The following is a 17,687-nucleotide window of genomic DNA, read 5'->3' as shown; positions in this document are numbered from 1 at the left end:
ATCTTTGTCCTGACCACAAAATCAGCTACACTATATCCATTATTATTTATAAGTTGAGCAAAAGTATTATCCGTGACGGTCAACAGCCGTCCATTTGCAGCATCGCTAGTAGTGTTATTGAGATTATTGATGCTAGTAGCTACCACTGCGGTAAATTGTAGCAAATAAGCATCAAAATGTCCTTGTATCTATACTCATCGCTATAAATGAATAGAAAGTTATGAATGAAGTCATATAAGCCAAATCAATATAAACCGACAATAAAGACTTGCCATTATGCCAAATTTTATAAATAACAGTTCAATAAATATGGTATCGCCATCTGACGATGCCAAGTTTGATCCTGATAACATTCACCAACGGCTTAATAAATCGTTAAGCCGTCCGCAGCTGAATACCGATGGCAGTCTTCGGCATTTCTTGGGTGTAGAAGGCCTGAATAAAGCACAACTGCAAGCTATTATCGCTAAAGCAGAAACGTTTTTTGATGATAATGGCCAGCTTATAAACAGCCCAGAGCTTAGAGGCTGTACAGTGATGAATCTGTTTTTTGAGCCGTCAACGCGTACTCGAACCACCTTTGAGGTGGCAGAAAAGCGTTTGGGTGCCAACGTGTTAAACATTGATATCGAACGCTCTAGCACCAAAAAAGGTGAGAGTCTGCGTGATACGCTCTGGAACTTGCAGGCGATGACCGCCGATATCTTTGTGGTACGGCACTCAGCCTCTGGCGCTGCTCATTTTATGGCTACTGAGGTGACACCAGACATCGCTATTATTAATGGCGGTGATGGTTGGCATGCGCATCCGACCCAAGGAATGCTCGACATGTTGACCATTCACCGCGAAGCGCCGCGTCCGTTTGAGGCGTTATCAGTCGCTATCATTGGTGATATCAAGCATTCACGAGTGGCACGTTCAGACATTAGTGCTTTGCAAACGCTGGGGGTAAAAGACATTCGGGTCATTGCACCACGTACTCTATTACCTAAGGGCATTGAGCGCTTTGGGGTACAGGTGTACGAAGATATGAACAGCTGTGTGACCGATTGCGATGTCATCATGGGTCTTAGAATACAAAATGAGCGTATTGGCTCGCCTTTACTGGCCTCATCTAGCGAGTATTATAAGCATTACGGCATTACCCCTGAGCGGGTAGCATTGGCTAAACCTGATGCGTTAATCATGCATCCAGGGCCGATGAATCGCGGGGTGGAGATTGCCTCAAGTGTCGCTGATGGTGCGCAGTCAGTGATCTTAAAGCAAGTCAATAACGGCGTTGCTATTCGTATGGCAGTGTTGGCAATGGCGATGGAAGGGCAACGTGCGCATCAAGCGGCTAGAAAATTCTAGCCAGTTCTACCAAGATAAAGATGCTGGTTATGCTGGCCAGTTTATCTGGAAGGCGACCGAATTATCTCGATTTTAGCTTATTTTATTTCGCTATCTTATTTATTTAATGCTTATTAATACGGTAATAACCTCTATGACCAACGTTATAACCCCTCATGTACAGATGCTTGACTTACTGCCTAAAACCTTTAAAAACTCGCTACCAAGCGCTACCATAGATCAGTTGGCAAACTTTGCAGCTGAGCGTGAGACTTGGCTGCTACCGCCACTGGTTGATCTGTGTGCACGCATGCGTGAGCCTGGACAACAGCAACACGGAACCCTCGCTTCAGAAGGGCGTGCTGCACGTGCTAATGGTTTTTTGCATGTGGTTATTCCACCTGATACCAGTCCTATTTTAGAAAATGGCTCGTTACTTAAAGGTCTACGTGAGCGCGCGCTTGAAGATGGCGGTATTTATTTGCATATTCTGGGCGCCTTGAGCGCTGGTCTTAAAGGCGAGCGCCCTTCTAATATCGCTGGCCTAAAAAAAGGTGGCTGCATTGCGGTTTCTAACGCTCGCCGGCCTTTTAGCAATGATTTAGTACTACTGCGGACCCTGGAGTACGCAGCAACTTTTGCCATGAAAGTATTCTTTTATCCTGACGAGCCCAGCTTATCTAATGATGGGGTGGCGCATGAAGGCTATATTGCTTCATACCATGGTTTACAAGGCATTCCGTGGATTGCTGAAACTGTGGCATTATCAACTCAATTATTGATGGTTGAAGAGACCGGAATAGCGGCACACTTTAGTCAGCTGTCCTGCAAGTCTTCGGTAGAACTGATGCGCTGGGCCAAAAGTAAAAAATTGCCAGTGACTTGTGATGTGGCTATGCATCAGCTGTACTTAACGGATGATAATCTAGAAGGGTTTAATGCGATGGCCTACGTATTGCCGCCATTGCGTAGTAATACCGATCAAAAAGCACTACGTCGTGGTTTAACAGACGGTACCATTGACGCCATTTGTAGTCATCATGAGCCATTAAATGCCACTGCAAAAAAAGCCCCGTTTGAAGAGAGCAAACCCGGTATTTCAAATTTTGATACTTTTATGGCGCTAGCCTGCCAATTGGTACGTGATGAGGTGCTCACCTTGGAGCAACTGGTCGATAAAATCTGCCTGAATCCTGCAAAAATTGCAGGCATTGATACACAATATCAAGATATTGGTGGCGCCATAGTGGTTGATCCCAATCTTGAATGGCAGGTGACCGCGGAAACGATGCACTCTAGCGGCAAAAATACCCCTTTCTTTACTCAACGGTTACAAGGGCGCGTTGTGGAGACTTTCTTTGGCTAACTTGCCCCCTCAGGACGACAGTCAGCAGCTGCCCCCGATGGGTCAACAGCACAAGCCAACAGGCAATAATAACCCCAAGAAAAGACCGCGACCCAAAGTAAGTAAGTCCAGCGAATCCATTAAAGCAGTCGCAATTTATGAACTGGTAAAAGGTATTGGCGCGCTGATAGGCGCCGTTGCGTTATGGCTGTGGCATACAGATATGGAGCGCTGGCTGTCAACAGCAACACACTCTTGGCAACAGAGTTTTGGCCGCCTGCTTGCCCCGCAAGTCGAGAGCGCGGTACAGATTGCGCAGCAGGCCGGCAAAAACTGGACGTTATTCTTGTTATTAATATTTTCTTATGCGAGCCTGCGCTTTATTGAGGCTTATGGACTATGGCAAGATAGAACTTGGGCCTATTGGTTTGGAGTGGTGGGTTACGGCATATTTATTCCCATCGAGCTGTATTATTTGCTCACGAGCCCCTTTGACTGGTTTAAACTAAGCATTTTAGTCTTAAATATTGTGATTGTTATTATTGTTTATCGCAATATGAAACGCAAAGGTCTGATATAGAGTCTCACTATCTACGCTATGATTGGCATTGAATATGACTGGCTCTAAACATAATTAGTATTGAATATGAATGGCACTAAAACCTTAACGATACTTCCGCAGAAATGTTCAATCAGCAAGGTGTTAAGAAGCATTGTCCACTGACTTCTCTTCAGTAGGACAAATAGTTTTGGCCACTTTACCGACGCTCAAACCTTGCACCAAGATAGAGAACACCACCACCGCATAAGTCAGGGCCAATAAAATATCGCGCTCTGATCCTATTGGCAGCTGTAATACTAACGCCACTGAGATACCGCCGCGCAGTCCGCCCCAAGTTAATACTTTCCAGGCACCGTCCGGCAGATTGAGCTGACGGCTAAAGGTCTTGGTAGTCATACCTACTACGATAAGGCGAGCCAGTAGGGCGATAATAATAGTTAAGCCAGCAGCAATAAACAAGTTACCGGAGTAGGCAATCATCACTACTTCAAGACCAATCAAAACAAACAAGATCGCGTTTAGTATCTCATCAATCAATTCCCAGAATAGATCAATGTAGTGGCGGGTCTTATCACTCATCGCCAGCTCACGCCCGCGATTACCAACCATTAGCCCCATCATTACCATAGCTAACGGTCCTGACAAATGCCAATGACTGGCCAGCGCATAACCCCCTATTACGCCTGCCAGTGTTAATAGCACCTCTTCTTGATAACTATTAATACTTTTAATGAGGTAATATAAAATTGCTCCTAGTACAATACCGAATACAATACCGCCGCCAGCCTCAACTGCTAGCGTGTGCGCCACATAATTGGCGGTTGGAATATCACCACTAGATAATATCCCAAGTAGTATCACGAAGATAACGACACCGATACCGTCATTAAATAACGACTCGCCTGCAATGACAGTTTCGATGCTCTTAGGTGCGCCTGCCGAAGCCAAAATACCCATTACAGCGATCGGGTCAGTAGGTGATATTAAAGCACCAAATAATAAACACCAAATAAAAGGTAGCCCAAAGCCGAACAGCGGCAGCATGAAATAAAGTGCAGTAGCGATCAGCACTGCCGACACTACTGTACCGATACAGGCTAAAATACCAATCGGCAGTTTATAACGCCTTAAATCGCTAATATTGACATGCAATGCACCTGCGAATAGCAGCATGGATAACATGCCATCAAGTAATACCTCGGTAAAATCAAGCTGGTCTAATAAGCTGACTTCATAATCAATCAGCTGATCAAAGCCTAAAAACCCTAAAAATATCGCTACAATAGACAACAGGATAGAAATAACCATGACACCGATGGTCGTTGGTAGACCGATAAAACGGTGATTGATATAGGTCAGTGAGGCAGTAATCGATAAAAAAATGGCGCTGATTTCAAGTATGGTTAGGTCAGTTGCAGATGCCATGAAGAGAGTCTCAAATTAATATAAAAATCTGCCTTAAGCCTAAATGTGGTCAGGGTTATGTGCAGGGTGAATCTTATGATTTTACTGATACCTATAAAAGCTTAGCTCGACTGCGTTTGTAGCGCTTGATAAATATGAGTTGAAAACGCGCTGACATATTCAAAGTGTTGGTGGTTGGCATCATCGTTATGGATAAATTGTCGCGCTTGATGGCACATTGCCTTCAGATCAACGACCAACTCGTTATAACTTAGATTTTCTTCTCCTGCTCTTTCAATGAGAGACAGCTCGTGTAGTAGCGTTTGTCGCTGAGCGCTGTTGACACGGGCATAATTAAGATCAGTCATTGCTTGACACAAAGCTTTTAAAACCATTAAGTCAGTAGTGGCATAACGACGTATCTCTCCAAGAGACACATCAATGAAGTCGGATATTCTAGGAGTCTTGGTAATGACTGATAATATCGCTACTCGTGATTGATCAACGATGTCTTCAGGCGAGTCCACATTATGCGGAGGGGTATAAAAATGATAGGAATTAGGCGGCTGCCGACGCATCATCAAACTCAGACAGGCAGTCAACGACTGTACGCAATTAACGGCAGTTTTAGGGTCATTAATACCAGGAGATAAGGCCCGTACTGCAATTTCGGTCATCTGTCCCAAGCTGTAAGCAATATCATTAGAATGTACTGGTCGGCGTTCAAGATGAATGCCAGTCGCAAAACGTTGCCAGAACAGGCCATCAGGTGTGCGCGGCATAATAGCAAGATTGGCAGTTTGGGTTTTTTGTAGGTTGCCGGCATGATCGGTGGGACGCTGATAAAAATATCCCATGACATTTTTGTCAGTGACAAAGTGCCCTAGACTGGTATGTAGCTGCAGTACGCCGCCATAATCTTGCGCCAAAGTGATTAGCGATTCAGTATAAATTTGCTGGAGATAGCCTGAGCTTGGCGCATAAATGGTGGTCGCTGGCCAGTCAGAAAACTGTGTCACATCTTCATGTGCTAAATCGCGCTGGTATTGAATGTCACAGTTATCACTGTACCAATAATTAATATTTTCAATGGCATCATCGCTGGCATCTTTAATGACATGAGAGGCTTGAATAGCATGCACCATGTGTTGCACAAAATAAACCAACAATAAGGCGCAGACAATAGCCATGATAATAGCAAAGGTCACCGCCAACTGCGGCACACCAAATTCAACATCGTATTTATGAATAGATTTTAAGACCAGTAAGCTGTAGCTAAAAGTACCGATAAATGCCCCAAGTACGAACTGGTTTGGGGTATCAGTTAAAAAGTTACGTAATAATCGCGGCCCAAATTGTGATGAGGCCATCGATAGCACGGCAATAGTGATTGAGAACGTCGTGCCTGCTACCCCAAGTACCGCTCCTGCAATCACCGTCATGATCGCGCGTGCTGCTTGATCATCACCAGTAAAAGCAAAACTGATTTCCTTAACGGTTTCACGATCAAACTGCTGATCAATAGTGACTAAGATAGGCGCTAAAAGTATACCTACTAACACACAAGCCGTCGGGATAAACCAGTAGGAGCTAAGCAGCTGCTGCCATATATTTTTCAAGCGCTCAGGTAAGTTAGTTAAGGTCTGTATCGACCACAGATGTAGAAATTTCTTCACCCACTGTAAGCTGGTAGTAATGATGTTGTTAGGTAGTTTGTGTTTAGTATTGTTCACCCCCACGATCTCCAGAATTCGTATATTCTCAATTTTTTACAGTGTTTACCTGCTATTTCGCAGCAGTAGCAGCGTTTACTGATGACTTTCTGGATTATCAGCTTCGGTAATAAGATAGCCCTTACTCCCGTTAGCTTCATTGGTAGAAGGTTGCCATTTGTCACGATCGTTATCAGGTATTAAAATTTCACGACCATGGTTATCGTATTCTACTTCGCTGTCTTTATCATAAGCTGCTGGCTCAAATTCTGGCATGTCACTATTATCAGATCGCTCTTTAGGGGATTTGCCAAAATTTTCATCGACAGACTTTTTAACCATTTTATGATCACCGCTGCTATATGCAGTCGCTTCATCAGTTGGCGATTTTTGGCGTGGCTGACTGTGGGCAAAAATAGCAGATAAGGGTAAATTAAGTTGGTCTTTAGCGCAGGCTTCAGTATTTTCAAAACGATTGACCAACCAGCTGAGCCATGGCTTTTGCTGCTCTTGTTTCATCTCCTCAAGCTCATCTTTGATCGGCAGCGGATAAGGCAAGGTGCGATAAAAATCCCACAGTGTCATATTGCTGAGGTCTTTTTTGAGCACATAATCATCGTCTTCGGTCATCGCAATTAAATTACTGTCTTGCAGGTAATTGATATAGGTATACCATTTCGGCAGCTCTTTGCGACCCAATACATTGCGCAGCTCTTGTTCGCTTACCGCATCACCTGTTAAATGATGAGTATAAACCAGATTAAGCATATCCAATAAGCTCAGCAGTGGATGACGCGGATAGACTTCTTTGGTCTCAAAAATCGTCAAGGTATAACTAATTTCGACGCCCAATAGAATTAAATTCCATGATAAGAAAATCCATAATAAAAAGATCGGTAATGCCGCGAATGCGCCATAAATGGCTTCATAGCTGGTAAAGTTAGTCATTACTGTGCCAAAGACATACTTAAGCAGTTCAAATACGATGGCCACAAAGATACCAGCAATGGCGGCATTCTTCACAGGTACGCGTGCTTTTGGAATAAACCAATACATAGCAATGAAACCTGCCATGGTTACTCCAATGGATACGACCTGTACCCAAAATGACCAGTCAATACCATAACCTGCAATTTGGCGATTCAAAAAGCCTAAACTCTGTACCGTACTTGAGGCGATAAATGCAGTGCCTAGTACCAGTGGGCCTAGGGTAACAATGGTCCAATAACGTAGCATACTCTTCATGCCGCCGGAACGATTTTCTACGCGCCAAATCTGATTAAAGGCGCGTTCAATAGTCGTTAGGGTCAAGATAGTCGTGATAAATAATACCATCGCCCCGATAGCGGTCAAATTAGAGGATTTTTCAGCGAAACTATTAATGTATTTACTGACCTGTAATCCCGATTGTGGCAGTAAATTACTATAGATAACCTCATAAATCTGTGCTCTAACTGAAGCGAGTGCCGGTACAGAAGACAGAATCATCAGCAGTACAGTCAACATAGGAACAATGGACAGCATAGTGGTATAAGTAAGAGAGGCGGCTTTTTGTTGGCAATTATCTTCGAAGAAATGCCGCGTTAAAAATCGCAAAAACTGAAACCAGGGTTGCTGTAAAAACGGGATTTTTTTTAGTAATTTTTCCATGTTGACCATTTAGAGCGATTAAAAGTAAGAATAGTGTAACAAAAATATGCTGCCAGAATCTGCCACTTATTTGTGTCAAAATGCTCAGGGTTGTTAACAGTACCAGTAACCGTGCTGCTAATAATAAACCTACTAAAAATAGCACTGAAAATAGCACTGAACGATACGTTTGCATCTGGGCTTATGAGTCGGGCATAATATACTCGTACGTTTATACTTGTACCCCTATAATAGGAATGACTTTAAAAGAGTCACTCATCATTTTAAAAGGAAGCTTTGCTAATGAGTCAGACCACCCCTTATGTTTTGGTACTCTATTACTCTAATTATGGGACTACTAAGACTTTGGCTTATTCGATTGCTCAAGGTATTGAAGATGCTGGCATGACGGCGCGTATTCGTACTGTACCAACGGTCGCGCCTGAAACCACGTCAAGTAAGCCTGCGATTCCTGACGAGGGTGATCTCTACTGTACGATGGATGATCTAAAAGACTGTATAGGTCTAGCCATGGGTAGTCCGACCCATTTTGGTAATATGGCCGCACCCCTGAAATATTTTTGGGACACTACGGTTACCGTTTGGCTGGCAGGTGATTTACAAAATAAGCCCGCTTCAGTATTTACTGCCACAGGCTCGATGCATGGTGGACAGGAAACGACCTTGCTAACTATGATGTTGCCACTGATCCATCATGGCATGATGATTATTGGTATTCCATATGCTGAGCCGGCGCTAAATCGTACCAGTCGTGGTGGCACGCCTTATGGCGTGAGTCATGTTAGTGGCGCTGCCCATGACCAACCAGTAACAGCAGACGAGCTTGAATTAGCGATAGCCCAAGGTCGCCGCCTAGCTATTAGCGCGACCGCTTTAGCGCAAGCGAATTGGAAACGTTAAACTAATTTAGTTTGACGGGCCAGTCTGTTAGTGTTGACCAATCGGCTGGTTTTAAAAGGGTAACAATGGTTTAATGAGTTAGCCACTATTTATGTAATAGCTGTAATCATTAGTGGTCGCAAATGAATACACCAGCATTCTCAGAAACACTTCCAGCATTTTAAGTAACACTCTAAGTAACACTCTAAGTAACATTGTTCTGTGTAAGAATGAATGATGTCATCAATTAGGAAGCACATATATCTAATGCCGAATCATTCCAACCCTGCTAAACGTCCAACGCCGACTAAACAGTCCGCTAAAGCCAACAAGCCTATTGCCCCAATGCGTCAGCGCTTAGTATTGACCTGGTTAGCTTGGCTAGTCTATCGCTTGCTAGGACTGCCTATTTTAATCAGTATTTTTAACCCAATGAATCCTGATATCATTGGTGGTATTGCTTGGCAAGCATTATGGCTGGTGCCAGCCTTGGTTTTAACGCCGTCGATATTACGCGGACGCTCGCCTTATGCGCTATTGATAGACAGCATGGTGACCTTGGTTTATCTAGGGGCCAGTGGGGTTGTGCTGTTCACTCGCATTTATGGCAGTAGTTGGGCAGAGTTGGCAGTCTATTTACTTGATTTTGTATTAATACTTTTGATTAATACCTGGTTGTTCTTGCTATTAAAACGTCTACCCTCAATGAATAATATAGAAAAAAAACCCAGACAACACTAAGTTTATCAACGGCTATGGGTTTAAGGGTACACAATAAAGTCATAAAAAAGCGGCGCTCTAATAGTTAGAGCGCCGCTTTTTTATGATAAGACTTTTTTATAACAACTAGCTGGACGTTAAGCTAAAGTGCCCAAAGCTAAAGTACTTATTAATTTACTTTGGTTAACTCTAAGTCCATTTTTTTACCATCGTTCACTTGGCTTACTTTAACGGGTAGATAATCTAAACTTGGCGCCAACCAAAAGCTGGTAGAGCGACTGTTATCCTCATGAATGCGATCAACGCGGACGGTATCAAAAGTACCAGCAGGGACTGTGATTTTAGTATTGCCGGACTTTTTGAATGGCGTTTTTTCAATCTCGTTTTTTTTGGCCATATAGTAATTGCCTGAAAATTTACCATTCAGTAAATCTTGGCGAATTTGTACTTCAAGGCTCAAGTCATCAAAAGCTTGTTGGGCCATTTTAAGGTTAACCGTTTTACCTTTATAGGTACTGGCCACCTGTTTTTTGCCAGCATTAAAATTGAGATTATGAGTGCGACCAAAGCCAAAGAGTTTATAAGTGGTACTGGCTTGGGTAGGGTTAACATTATTGCCAACAATGGTAAAAGCACTGTTTTGCGAGGCGGTCGCAATACCCGCAACGCGTGCATTAACCTCATATTTCCAGAGATTGCCTGATTTGCTTAAGTTGCGAGTGGCGCTGCCTTTATACTTATCTTCTATTGTAAAGTTATAATCGGCACTGGAGGCCTGAATGGTCTTCGCGTTAGCAAGGGTGGGGGTGGTCATACTAAGTGCTCCAACAGCAGCAATGCTCGCACCCATGGTCAATGCTGACAGCAGTTTGTGTTTACTGCGCTTTGTGTGAGTAGAATGGCTTTCTGTAGATGGCTTATTTATTAATGAAGCGCTCATGGATATTCCTTAATTAGTGTACATCCTTTAATACAGGACTTTTCTTTAATACACGACTTTCATCGCTATTATTGGTCTCTAGGCACCGTCTTGTCTCTAGGATTTTTCTGTAGGTGCTATAACTCTAGCCATCATAATGAGTATATCTTGTTACATTTTCAAGAGCAGGCGTTGCTATTGGCGTTTGGGTTTTGTTGTTAGTGTTACGCAAATGACTTGGCTATTACTAGAAGTAACGCGCTGTTAGTAACGTTACTGACTGCGGATGTTTATGACTATTACTAGAGCAATGACTGGGCTAGTTTTAGAAAAAATTTAGCCTTCAGGTCAGCCGTTAGAGTCTTATATCCAGTTTTTAAAGTCTTTATACAGTAATACTGCTTTATCTCTACCAATCATGCAGCATTCTTGTAAAATTTATTAGCTTTACACTTGAAGATATTTGATATTGCCCCCACTTTTGGGGACAAGCTCAAGGCTTATGTTCAAGACTGTTTTGAGATTAGTGCTTGAGTCTCTTAAATTAAATAATTCATTAATTCAAATAACTAACATTTTGGAGTCATACCGATGAATATCCGTCCTTTACATGACCGTATTGTCGTACGCCGCATAGAAGAAGAAACAAAAACTGCTGGTGGTATTTTATTACCAGGTTCTGCACAAGAAAAGCCGTCACAAGGCGAAGTGTTAGCAACTGGTAATGGTCAAATTCGTGACAATGGTGAGACTCGTGCGCTAGATGTAAAAGCTGGTGACAAAGTACTATTTGGTCAATATGCGGGTCAAACTGTTAAGGTTGACGGCGAAGAACTACTTATTATGAAAGAGTCTGATGTATTGGGTGTGCTAGAAGGTTAATGGCTAGAAAAGCTACTGTCTATAAGAGTGTATATATTATCGCTAGATAAATATGCTTATAGAAAAGTAGTAAGGGTTTAAAACCCAAGCTGCGCCCTTATAACAACAAGTAACCTATTCAAGAGCACTCTTAATGATATAAGAGTATTTTTAATAATCTCATCAGATTATTCAATCAAATTATTGGAGTAATTTAACATGGCAAAAGACGTAAAATTTGGCAGCGATGCCCGTAAACAGATGATGGATGGCGTAAACATCCTAGCAAACGCAGTTAAAGTCACCTTAGGCCCTAAAGGTCGTAACGTGGTTATCGATAAGTCATTTGGCGCGCCGACCATCACCAAAGATGGTGTGTCAGTAGCGAAAGAAATCGAGCTTGAAAACAAATTTGAAAACATGGGCGCACAATTGGTCCGCGAAGTTGCTAGCCGTACTAATGATGTGGCTGGTGATGGTACAACGACTGCGACTGTACTTGCCCAATCAATCTTGCAAGAAGGCATGAAATCAGTAGCCGCTGGCATGAACCCAATGGATCTTAAGCGTGGTATCGATAAAGCGGTACGTGAAGCCGTGAAGCAAATTCATTTGCTAGCCACTCCCGCTGACGACGAAAAAGCCATTGCTCAAGTGGGCTCTATCTCTGCCAACTCAGACACCAAAATTGGTGAATTGATTTCGCAAGCGATGCAAAAAGTCGGCAAGCAAGGCGTTATCACCGTTGAAGAAGGTTCAAGCTTTGAAGATACCTTAGAAGTTGTTGAAGGTATGCAGTTTGACCGTGGTTATATCAGCCCATATTTTGCTAATAAGCAAGACAGCTTAACCGCTGAATTTGAAAACCCTTATATCTTGCTCGTTGACAAAAAAATCAGCAATATTCGTGAAATTGTGCCATTACTTGAGCAAGTAATGCAGCAAAGCAAACCGTTACTAATCATCGCTGAAGATGTTGAAAACGAAGCATTGGCAACGTTGGTTGTGAACAACATGCGTGGCGGCTTAAAAACTTGTGCGGTAAAAGCACCCGGTTTTGGCGATCGTCGCAAAGCAATGCTACAAGATATCGCTACCCTAACTGGCGGTACAGTTATCTCAGAAGAAATTGGTCTGAGTTTAGAAACGGCTACTCTTGAGCAGCTTGGTACCGCGAAAAAAGTCACGGTCGGTAAAGAAAACACCGTTATCGTTGATGGCGCTGGTAACAAAGCTGACATCGATGCACGCGTTGAATCTATCCTTCGTCAATCTGAAGAATCAACTTCGGACTACGACAAAGAAAAGCTTCAAGAGCGTATGGCCAAACTAGCTGGCGGCGTTGCCGTTATCAAAGTTGGCGCAGCGACTGAAACCGAAATGAAAGAGAAGAAAGATCGCGTTGATGATGCCTTGCATGCGACTCGTGCTGCGGTTGAAGAAGGCGTTGTTCCTGGCGGCGGTGTTGCATTAGTTCGTGCCATGAATGCTATGTCTGAGCTTAAAGGCGATAACGACGACCAAGACGCTGGTATTAATATCCTACGTCGCGCTATGGAATCACCATTACGTCAAATCGTGACTAACTCAGGTGAAGAAGCCTCAGTTGTGGTCAACGAAGTGAAAAATGGCACTGGTAACTACGGTTATAACGCAGCTACTGGCCAATATGGCGATATGCTTGAAATGGGTATTCTTGACCCAGCAAAAGTGGCACGCTCAGCACTAGAAAATGCGGCGTCTATTGCTGGTTTGATGCTGACTACTGAAGCTATGATTACTGACCTACCAGAAAGCGATGACGGTATGGCTAGTATGGGCGGCGGCGGCGGTATGGGTGGTATGGGCGGCATGATGTAAGCTGCTTCATAAACCCTAATGCTATATAGCCCTTAAAGCTTTATAACATTAAAGTAAAAACCCCCGATAGGCTTAGCTTATCGGGGTTTTTTATTGCCAAAATATAATTAAATAGCATTGCTTATAGACAGCAACAAGAGAGGTGTATCTGGGGTATTTAGCTTGTTTTACGATAGCATCGTACCGTTATCTTTAGCAGTTAGTTAGTTTAACAGCTAGAATTTTAATACTATATTGTTGCAATAGATTAGGGTCTGTTGAACATTCATAATTTCAGCCAGATATAAGCGCAAGCTAGCGCCACCGTATTCTCATAACTTTGCTTAAGTTTATCGTATCTGGTGGCTACTGCTCTGAACCGTTTTAAGTGTGCAAACGCATTTTCAACTAAATGGCGTATCTTATACAAGTCCCAGTCCATATGATGGTTATCAGATTTTGTATTCTTCTTTCTAGGAATATTATCGAAACTCCCTGCTTGCTTAATGTGTTCTCTTAGTGTGTCAGAGTCGTAGCCTTTATCGGCACATAAAATATCGGTATCGCTTAAATCTATCTTATCAACTAAATCTGGCGCGACTTTAACATCGTGAGTGGTGCCATCTGACAAGATAAAAGTAATAGGGTTACCATGAGCATCGACTGCTAGATGGATCTTAGTTGCTCGTCCTGCGACACTTTTACTAATGGCCTGATCCGCTTCATTACCACCACTACTGTGCTGATGCGCTTTGATATGAGTACCATCTATAAACACCCATTCAAGGTCTGAGTCTTTGATTAGCAAAGCAAACAGTTGAATTAACTTATTGCTGCGAAACCAACGCTGATAAGCTTTGTAGACCGTATTAGGCTTACCAAAGTAAGCGGGCAAATCACGCCAAGGACAGCCAACACGCATACGATACAGCACACCTTCAACCGTATTCCTAAGATTTCCTTTGTCATAGATGTTAAGTTCTAGTAGTATAGGTTTTAGTCTTATCCAGTGTTCATCTTTGAGCATTGTACGAGGCATAGCGAACGGTATCTTTTTTGTGTGAGAACTTAAAGATTACCCGTTTGCTATTTTTTTGCCATCATTTTATCCCCAATGTTCAACAGACCCTACTATCATGCATGTATATTGTAATTTTTTGAAAATTAGACTATTCTCCGCTCTGTTTACTGATGATTAAAAACTTAAATGATAATTGAAAAGGAACATTCATTGAAAAATAAATTACCCATTACACTCATAACTTTAGCTACCGTTTTTATCCTAAGTGGTTGTGCTAGTAAATCTATTAATATTCCTGCAACTTATGTATCTCCAAATGAATATGCTAGTTTTAGCTGCTCTACTTTAGAAGATGAAATGAGAGAGATATCGCAAAGAGTAGCCACAACTACTGGTCAAGTAGATAAAAAAGCATCAGTTGATTCATGGCAAATGGGCGTTGGATTAGTATTATTTTGGCCTGCACTTTTATTTTTAGAGGGAGGTGATGGCGTACTCCAATCCGAATATGCCCTCTTAAAAGGTAAGTATGAAGCAGTATCATCGCAGTACAATCGAAAGGGATGTGCGACTATGACTGAAAAAGTCTCTGGATAACTATGCTTTGCCAAATAGGTATTTTTGACATCATAAAATGTAGTGGTCTATTTCTATTAATACGAGCCACTTTTATAATATTACCTGTTTCGCTTTCCCTTGACTTGCTTTAATAGTAGATGCCCTTTTACAAGCACGTACTCAATAGACCGTTCTCCATGCGTACTTGTGCATCATTTTGATCGATTAATATAATCTGATACTGTAGAAGAATAGTTTCTTACAAGATATTCAATTAGTGCTGTTTGCTTTTAATACCTAGATGGTTAATAACACTACTTCAAAAAAACCCCGACTTAGTAAGTCGGGGTTTTTCTCTACTCATCTAATGATTCTGTTACTGTTACTACTGGTCATTCTCATTACGTCTAAAAGTCCAAGTATTACCATCCGACGCTTCTGCACAATAATAATATCCCGCTAGGTTAAAGTCCTTTAGCTGTTCTGCGTGGGTAAGTTTATTATCAGCGGCATACTTCACCATCAGCCCTCGCGCTTTTTTGGCATAAAAGCTAATGACTTTATATTGGCCGTTTTTTTGATCTTCAAAGCGTGGGGTAATTATTTCCGCTTGCAGTGCTTTTTTCTTGACGGCTTTAAAGTATTCATTCGAGGCCAGGTTGACTAATACCGGCAATTCACCGTCTGACTGGGTATCTTTAATCCGCTGATTGAGCAGATCGGTAATCTGCTCACCCCAAAACTCGTACAAATTCTCACCGCGCTCGTTCTTAAGTTTAGTGCCCATCTCTAACCGATAAGGCTGCATTAAATCTAATGGCTTAAGTAAACCATATAAGCCTGATAATATTCCCAAATGTTCATTTAAATATAGTATTGTTTGTTTATCCATGGCATAACTATCAAGTCCAGTATAAACATCACCATCGAACAAATAGCTGGCTGGTTTGGCGTTATCAGTGGTAAAGGGCAGTTGCCAAGCATGATTACGAACGGCATTCAAAGTAGCAAGCTCGGATGAAATGTTCATTAGCTCCTGTAAATCCATTGGGTCTTTGTTTTTAAGTCCCTTGATGAGTTGTGCTGATTCGTCAACAAACACTGGTTGGCTATAATAATTGTCAAGATTGAGGGGTATAGCATCGCTCTCGTTCAAAGATTTCGCAGGGGAAAGTACAAAATACATAATTATTCCTTATATAGTAGACTAATGACAAACCTGTGACAGGCTCAGGGTCGCTTAGTATGCAACGTTTACTGCTTTGATTGGTCTTTCTTATCGCTGTTTTAGGGTGTTTTTCTTGAAAGCCAGAGTTCGTTGGAAAAATAAAACTTCCAAATATAACAATAAAATTTATGGAAATGGTGTAAATACCTAACTTTTTATTATACTTACGGGTCATCAATAACCAATGAAAGTTGGTTCTTGATGTCTTTATAATAAAAAGGCGTGATGGCAACGTAGCTATCATTTATTCATTTATTAAATTGATAATCTTTAGTTATTGTTCTTAGTTTAAGCAGTGCTCAATTTTTTTTGTCCCTTGTCCCTTGTACTCTGTAAATGTGAATTGAGAGTATCCAAGGTAAGTTATTCGACGTAAGGAGATGGTATGAAAATCGGTGTAATCAGTGCAGATGTCGCCCATGAGAGCCGGGTGGCGCTAACTCCAGACGCAGTCAAAAAACTGCGCAAGCTTGGCTTTGAGGTAATCATACAGTCTGGAGCAGGTCAGGCGGCCTATTATTCTGATGACAGCTATCAAGCTGCCGGTGCTAGCATTGCTGCTAGCAATGCTGAGGTTACTGCTGATGCTCGTATAATCACCACGGTAGATGACTTGCCAGCGACTATAGCTGCGAGTTTGACATCGGGACAGATTGTCATTGGTATGCTAGATCCTTACCGCAATACCCAGCTTGACGCTTATGCTGAACAAGGTGTCACTGCTTTTGCCATGGAGCTACTGCCCCGCACCTTGTCACGAGCACAAAACATGGATGTCCTGTCATCACAGGCCAACCTTGCCGGCTATAAAGCAGTACTGCTCGCTGCCAATGAGTTTTCGCGTCCTTTCCCTATGTTCATGACCTCAGCAGGAACGGTCAAGCCCGCTAAAGTAGTTATTCTGGGCGTTGGGGTCGCAGGCTTGCAAGCGATTGCCACTGCTAAGCGTTTAGGGGCAGTGGTTGAGGCCAGTGATTTACGTCCTGCCGCCAAAGAGCAAGTCGAATCGCTCGGTGGTAAGTGGCTTGATGTACCGATGAGTGAAGATGAAGCGCAAAAGGCTAAAGGCACAGGCGGCTATGCATGGACGCCCTCAGAACAGTATATCAAAGACCAAGCAGCAGTAGTGGACAAAGCATTAAGTGCCGCTGATATTGTGATTACTACCGCGCAAATTCCTGGTCGACAAGCCCCACGCTTAGTGCACCAAGCCACGCTTGCCAAAATGAAAGCGGGTGCGGTACTGATTGATATGGCCGCTGGTACTGGCGGTAATGTTGAAGGCTGCGTGGCCAATGAAACCATCACTACCGAGAATGGCGTGCGGATCGTTGGCGCCGCTAATATTCCTTCGATGTTGGCTGCGCAATCTTCAGATTTTTATGCCAATAACTTGGTTCATTTTATCACCACCTTAATTGCTTCTGAATCGACACCTGAAGCCGTAGCCGACAATGATGGCTCAGGCAATGCATCACCCAATGAATTGACCCTGCGCTTAAATATGGAAGATGAGATTCAAGGTGCATTGGCAGTCACGCATGATGGTCAGGTACGTCTCGCTCAACGTTAATAATATAAATGACCACCGCCAAACGCCAGTAAAACCCATGAATAGTAATAAATAGATTTTTAGGAGGATAAGATGATTGCGACT

General features: G+C 42.7%; 15 protein-coding genes. 9 read left to right on the top strand and 6 right to left on the bottom strand.

The genetic code is table 11. The annotated features are described in order from the left end of the window. The first annotated feature begins 309 nt into the window (after positions 1 to 309). The 3 genes from H4W00_RS11965 (at position 310) to H4W00_RS11955 (ending at position 3,257) form a co-directional block, all read left to right on the top strand. A complete protein-coding gene (locus H4W00_RS11965) occupies positions 310 to 1,353 on the top strand; it encodes an aspartate carbamoyltransferase catalytic subunit (protein ID WP_442966473.1) in 1,044 nt (347 codons plus the stop codon). Between the two features lie 163 nt (positions 1,354 to 1,516). Further along, a complete protein-coding gene (locus tag H4W00_RS11960) occupies positions 1,517 to 2,698 on the top strand; it encodes a dihydroorotase (RefSeq protein WP_442966472.1) in 1,182 nt (393 codons plus the stop codon). Further along, positions 2,691 to 3,257, top strand: coding sequence for a DUF2127 domain-containing protein (locus H4W00_RS11955; RefSeq protein ID WP_209958541.1), 567 nt, complete (start codon positions 2,691 to 2,693; stop codon positions 3,255 to 3,257). The genes H4W00_RS11960 and H4W00_RS11955 overlap by 8 nt, the downstream gene beginning before the upstream one ends. A 123-nt stretch (positions 3,258 to 3,380) precedes the next feature. Here the strand turns inward: H4W00_RS11955 and H4W00_RS11950 are convergent, their stop codons facing one another. From H4W00_RS11950 to H4W00_RS11940, 3 genes are all read right to left on the bottom strand, one after another. Beyond that, a complete protein-coding gene (locus tag H4W00_RS11950) occupies positions 3,381 to 4,664 on the bottom strand; it encodes a cation:proton antiporter (protein WP_209958539.1) in 1,284 nt (427 codons plus the stop codon). 101 nt (positions 4,665 to 4,765) lie between these two features. After that, positions 4,766 to 6,376 carry a DUF2254 domain-containing protein gene (locus H4W00_RS11945; RefSeq protein ID WP_334684969.1) on the bottom strand — a complete coding sequence of 537 codons (1,611 nt, stop codon included), beginning with the start codon at positions 6,374 to 6,376 and terminating at the stop codon, positions 4,766 to 4,768. Positions 6,377 to 6,451: 75 nt separating this feature from the next. Then, complete coding sequence (locus H4W00_RS11940; RefSeq protein WP_209958537.1) at positions 6,452 to 8,005, bottom strand: YihY/virulence factor BrkB family protein; 1,554 nt, start codon at positions 8,003 to 8,005, stop codon at positions 6,452 to 6,454. Positions 8,006 to 8,287: 282 nt separating this feature from the next. Here H4W00_RS11940 and wrbA point away from each other — a divergent pair, with 282 nt between their 5' ends. After that, positions 8,288 to 8,905: an NAD(P)H:quinone oxidoreductase gene (gene wrbA / locus H4W00_RS11935; protein ID WP_209958535.1), complete on the top strand. Its 618-nt coding sequence runs from the start codon at positions 8,288 to 8,290 to the stop codon at positions 8,903 to 8,905. A gap of 246 nt (positions 8,906 to 9,151) precedes the next feature. Continuing rightward, the gene (locus H4W00_RS11930; RefSeq protein ID WP_209958533.1) at positions 9,152 to 9,625 is read left to right on the top strand and encodes a hypothetical protein; all 474 of its coding nucleotides are present in this window, start codon (positions 9,152 to 9,154) and stop codon (positions 9,623 to 9,625) included. 148 nt (positions 9,626 to 9,773) lie between these two features. Here the strand turns inward: H4W00_RS11930 and H4W00_RS11925 are convergent, their stop codons facing one another. Then, positions 9,774 to 10,544, bottom strand: a complete 771-nt coding sequence (locus tag H4W00_RS11925) for a DUF3108 domain-containing protein (RefSeq protein WP_209958530.1) — start codon at positions 10,542 to 10,544, stop codon at positions 9,774 to 9,776. 570 nt (positions 10,545 to 11,114) lie between these two features. Between H4W00_RS11925 and H4W00_RS11920 the strand changes: the two genes are divergently transcribed. Both H4W00_RS11920 and groL read left to right on the top strand, forming a co-directional pair. Further along, positions 11,115 to 11,405 carry a co-chaperone GroES gene (locus H4W00_RS11920; protein ID WP_010196840.1) on the top strand — a complete coding sequence of 97 codons (291 nt, stop codon included), beginning with the start codon at positions 11,115 to 11,117 and terminating at the stop codon, positions 11,403 to 11,405. Positions 11,406 to 11,603: 198 nt separating this feature from the next. Next, on the top strand, positions 11,604 to 13,244 hold the full coding sequence (gene groL, locus H4W00_RS11915; RefSeq protein ID WP_209958527.1) for a chaperonin GroEL: 1,641 nt from the start codon (positions 11,604 to 11,606) through the stop codon (positions 13,242 to 13,244). A 265-nt stretch (positions 13,245 to 13,509) separates the two neighbouring features. Here the strand turns inward: groL and H4W00_RS11910 are convergent, their stop codons facing one another. Then, the gene (locus tag H4W00_RS11910; protein WP_209958524.1) at positions 13,510 to 14,262 is read right to left on the bottom strand and encodes an IS5 family transposase; all 753 of its coding nucleotides are present in this window, start codon (positions 14,260 to 14,262) and stop codon (positions 13,510 to 13,512) included. Between the two features lie 192 nt (positions 14,263 to 14,454). Between H4W00_RS11910 and H4W00_RS11905 the strand changes: the two genes are divergently transcribed. Continuing rightward, on the top strand, positions 14,455 to 14,841 hold the full coding sequence (locus H4W00_RS11905) for a hypothetical protein (protein WP_209958522.1): 387 nt from the start codon (positions 14,455 to 14,457) through the stop codon (positions 14,839 to 14,841). A gap of 346 nt (positions 14,842 to 15,187) precedes the next feature. Here H4W00_RS11905 and yaaA read toward each other — a convergent pair whose 3' ends face one another. Then, complete coding sequence (gene yaaA / locus H4W00_RS11900) at positions 15,188 to 15,988, bottom strand: peroxide stress protein YaaA (RefSeq protein WP_209958520.1); 801 nt, start codon at positions 15,986 to 15,988, stop codon at positions 15,188 to 15,190. Positions 15,989 to 16,415: 427 nt separating this feature from the next. On the opposite strand from yaaA, the gene H4W00_RS11895 reads away from it, so the two are divergent. Further along, on the top strand, positions 16,416 to 17,603 hold the full coding sequence (locus H4W00_RS11895) for an NAD(P) transhydrogenase subunit alpha (RefSeq protein ID WP_209958517.1): 1,188 nt from the start codon (positions 16,416 to 16,418) through the stop codon (positions 17,601 to 17,603). Positions 17,604 to 17,687: the final 84 nt, after the last annotated feature.

Origin of the sequence: Psychrobacter sp. PL19 (assembly GCF_017875835.1) — a bacterium.
Classification (GTDB): Bacteria; Pseudomonadota; Gammaproteobacteria; order Pseudomonadales; family Moraxellaceae; genus Psychrobacter.
Note: the sequence above shows the minus strand (reverse complement) of the source record. Positions and strands in the feature narration are given on the sequence as shown.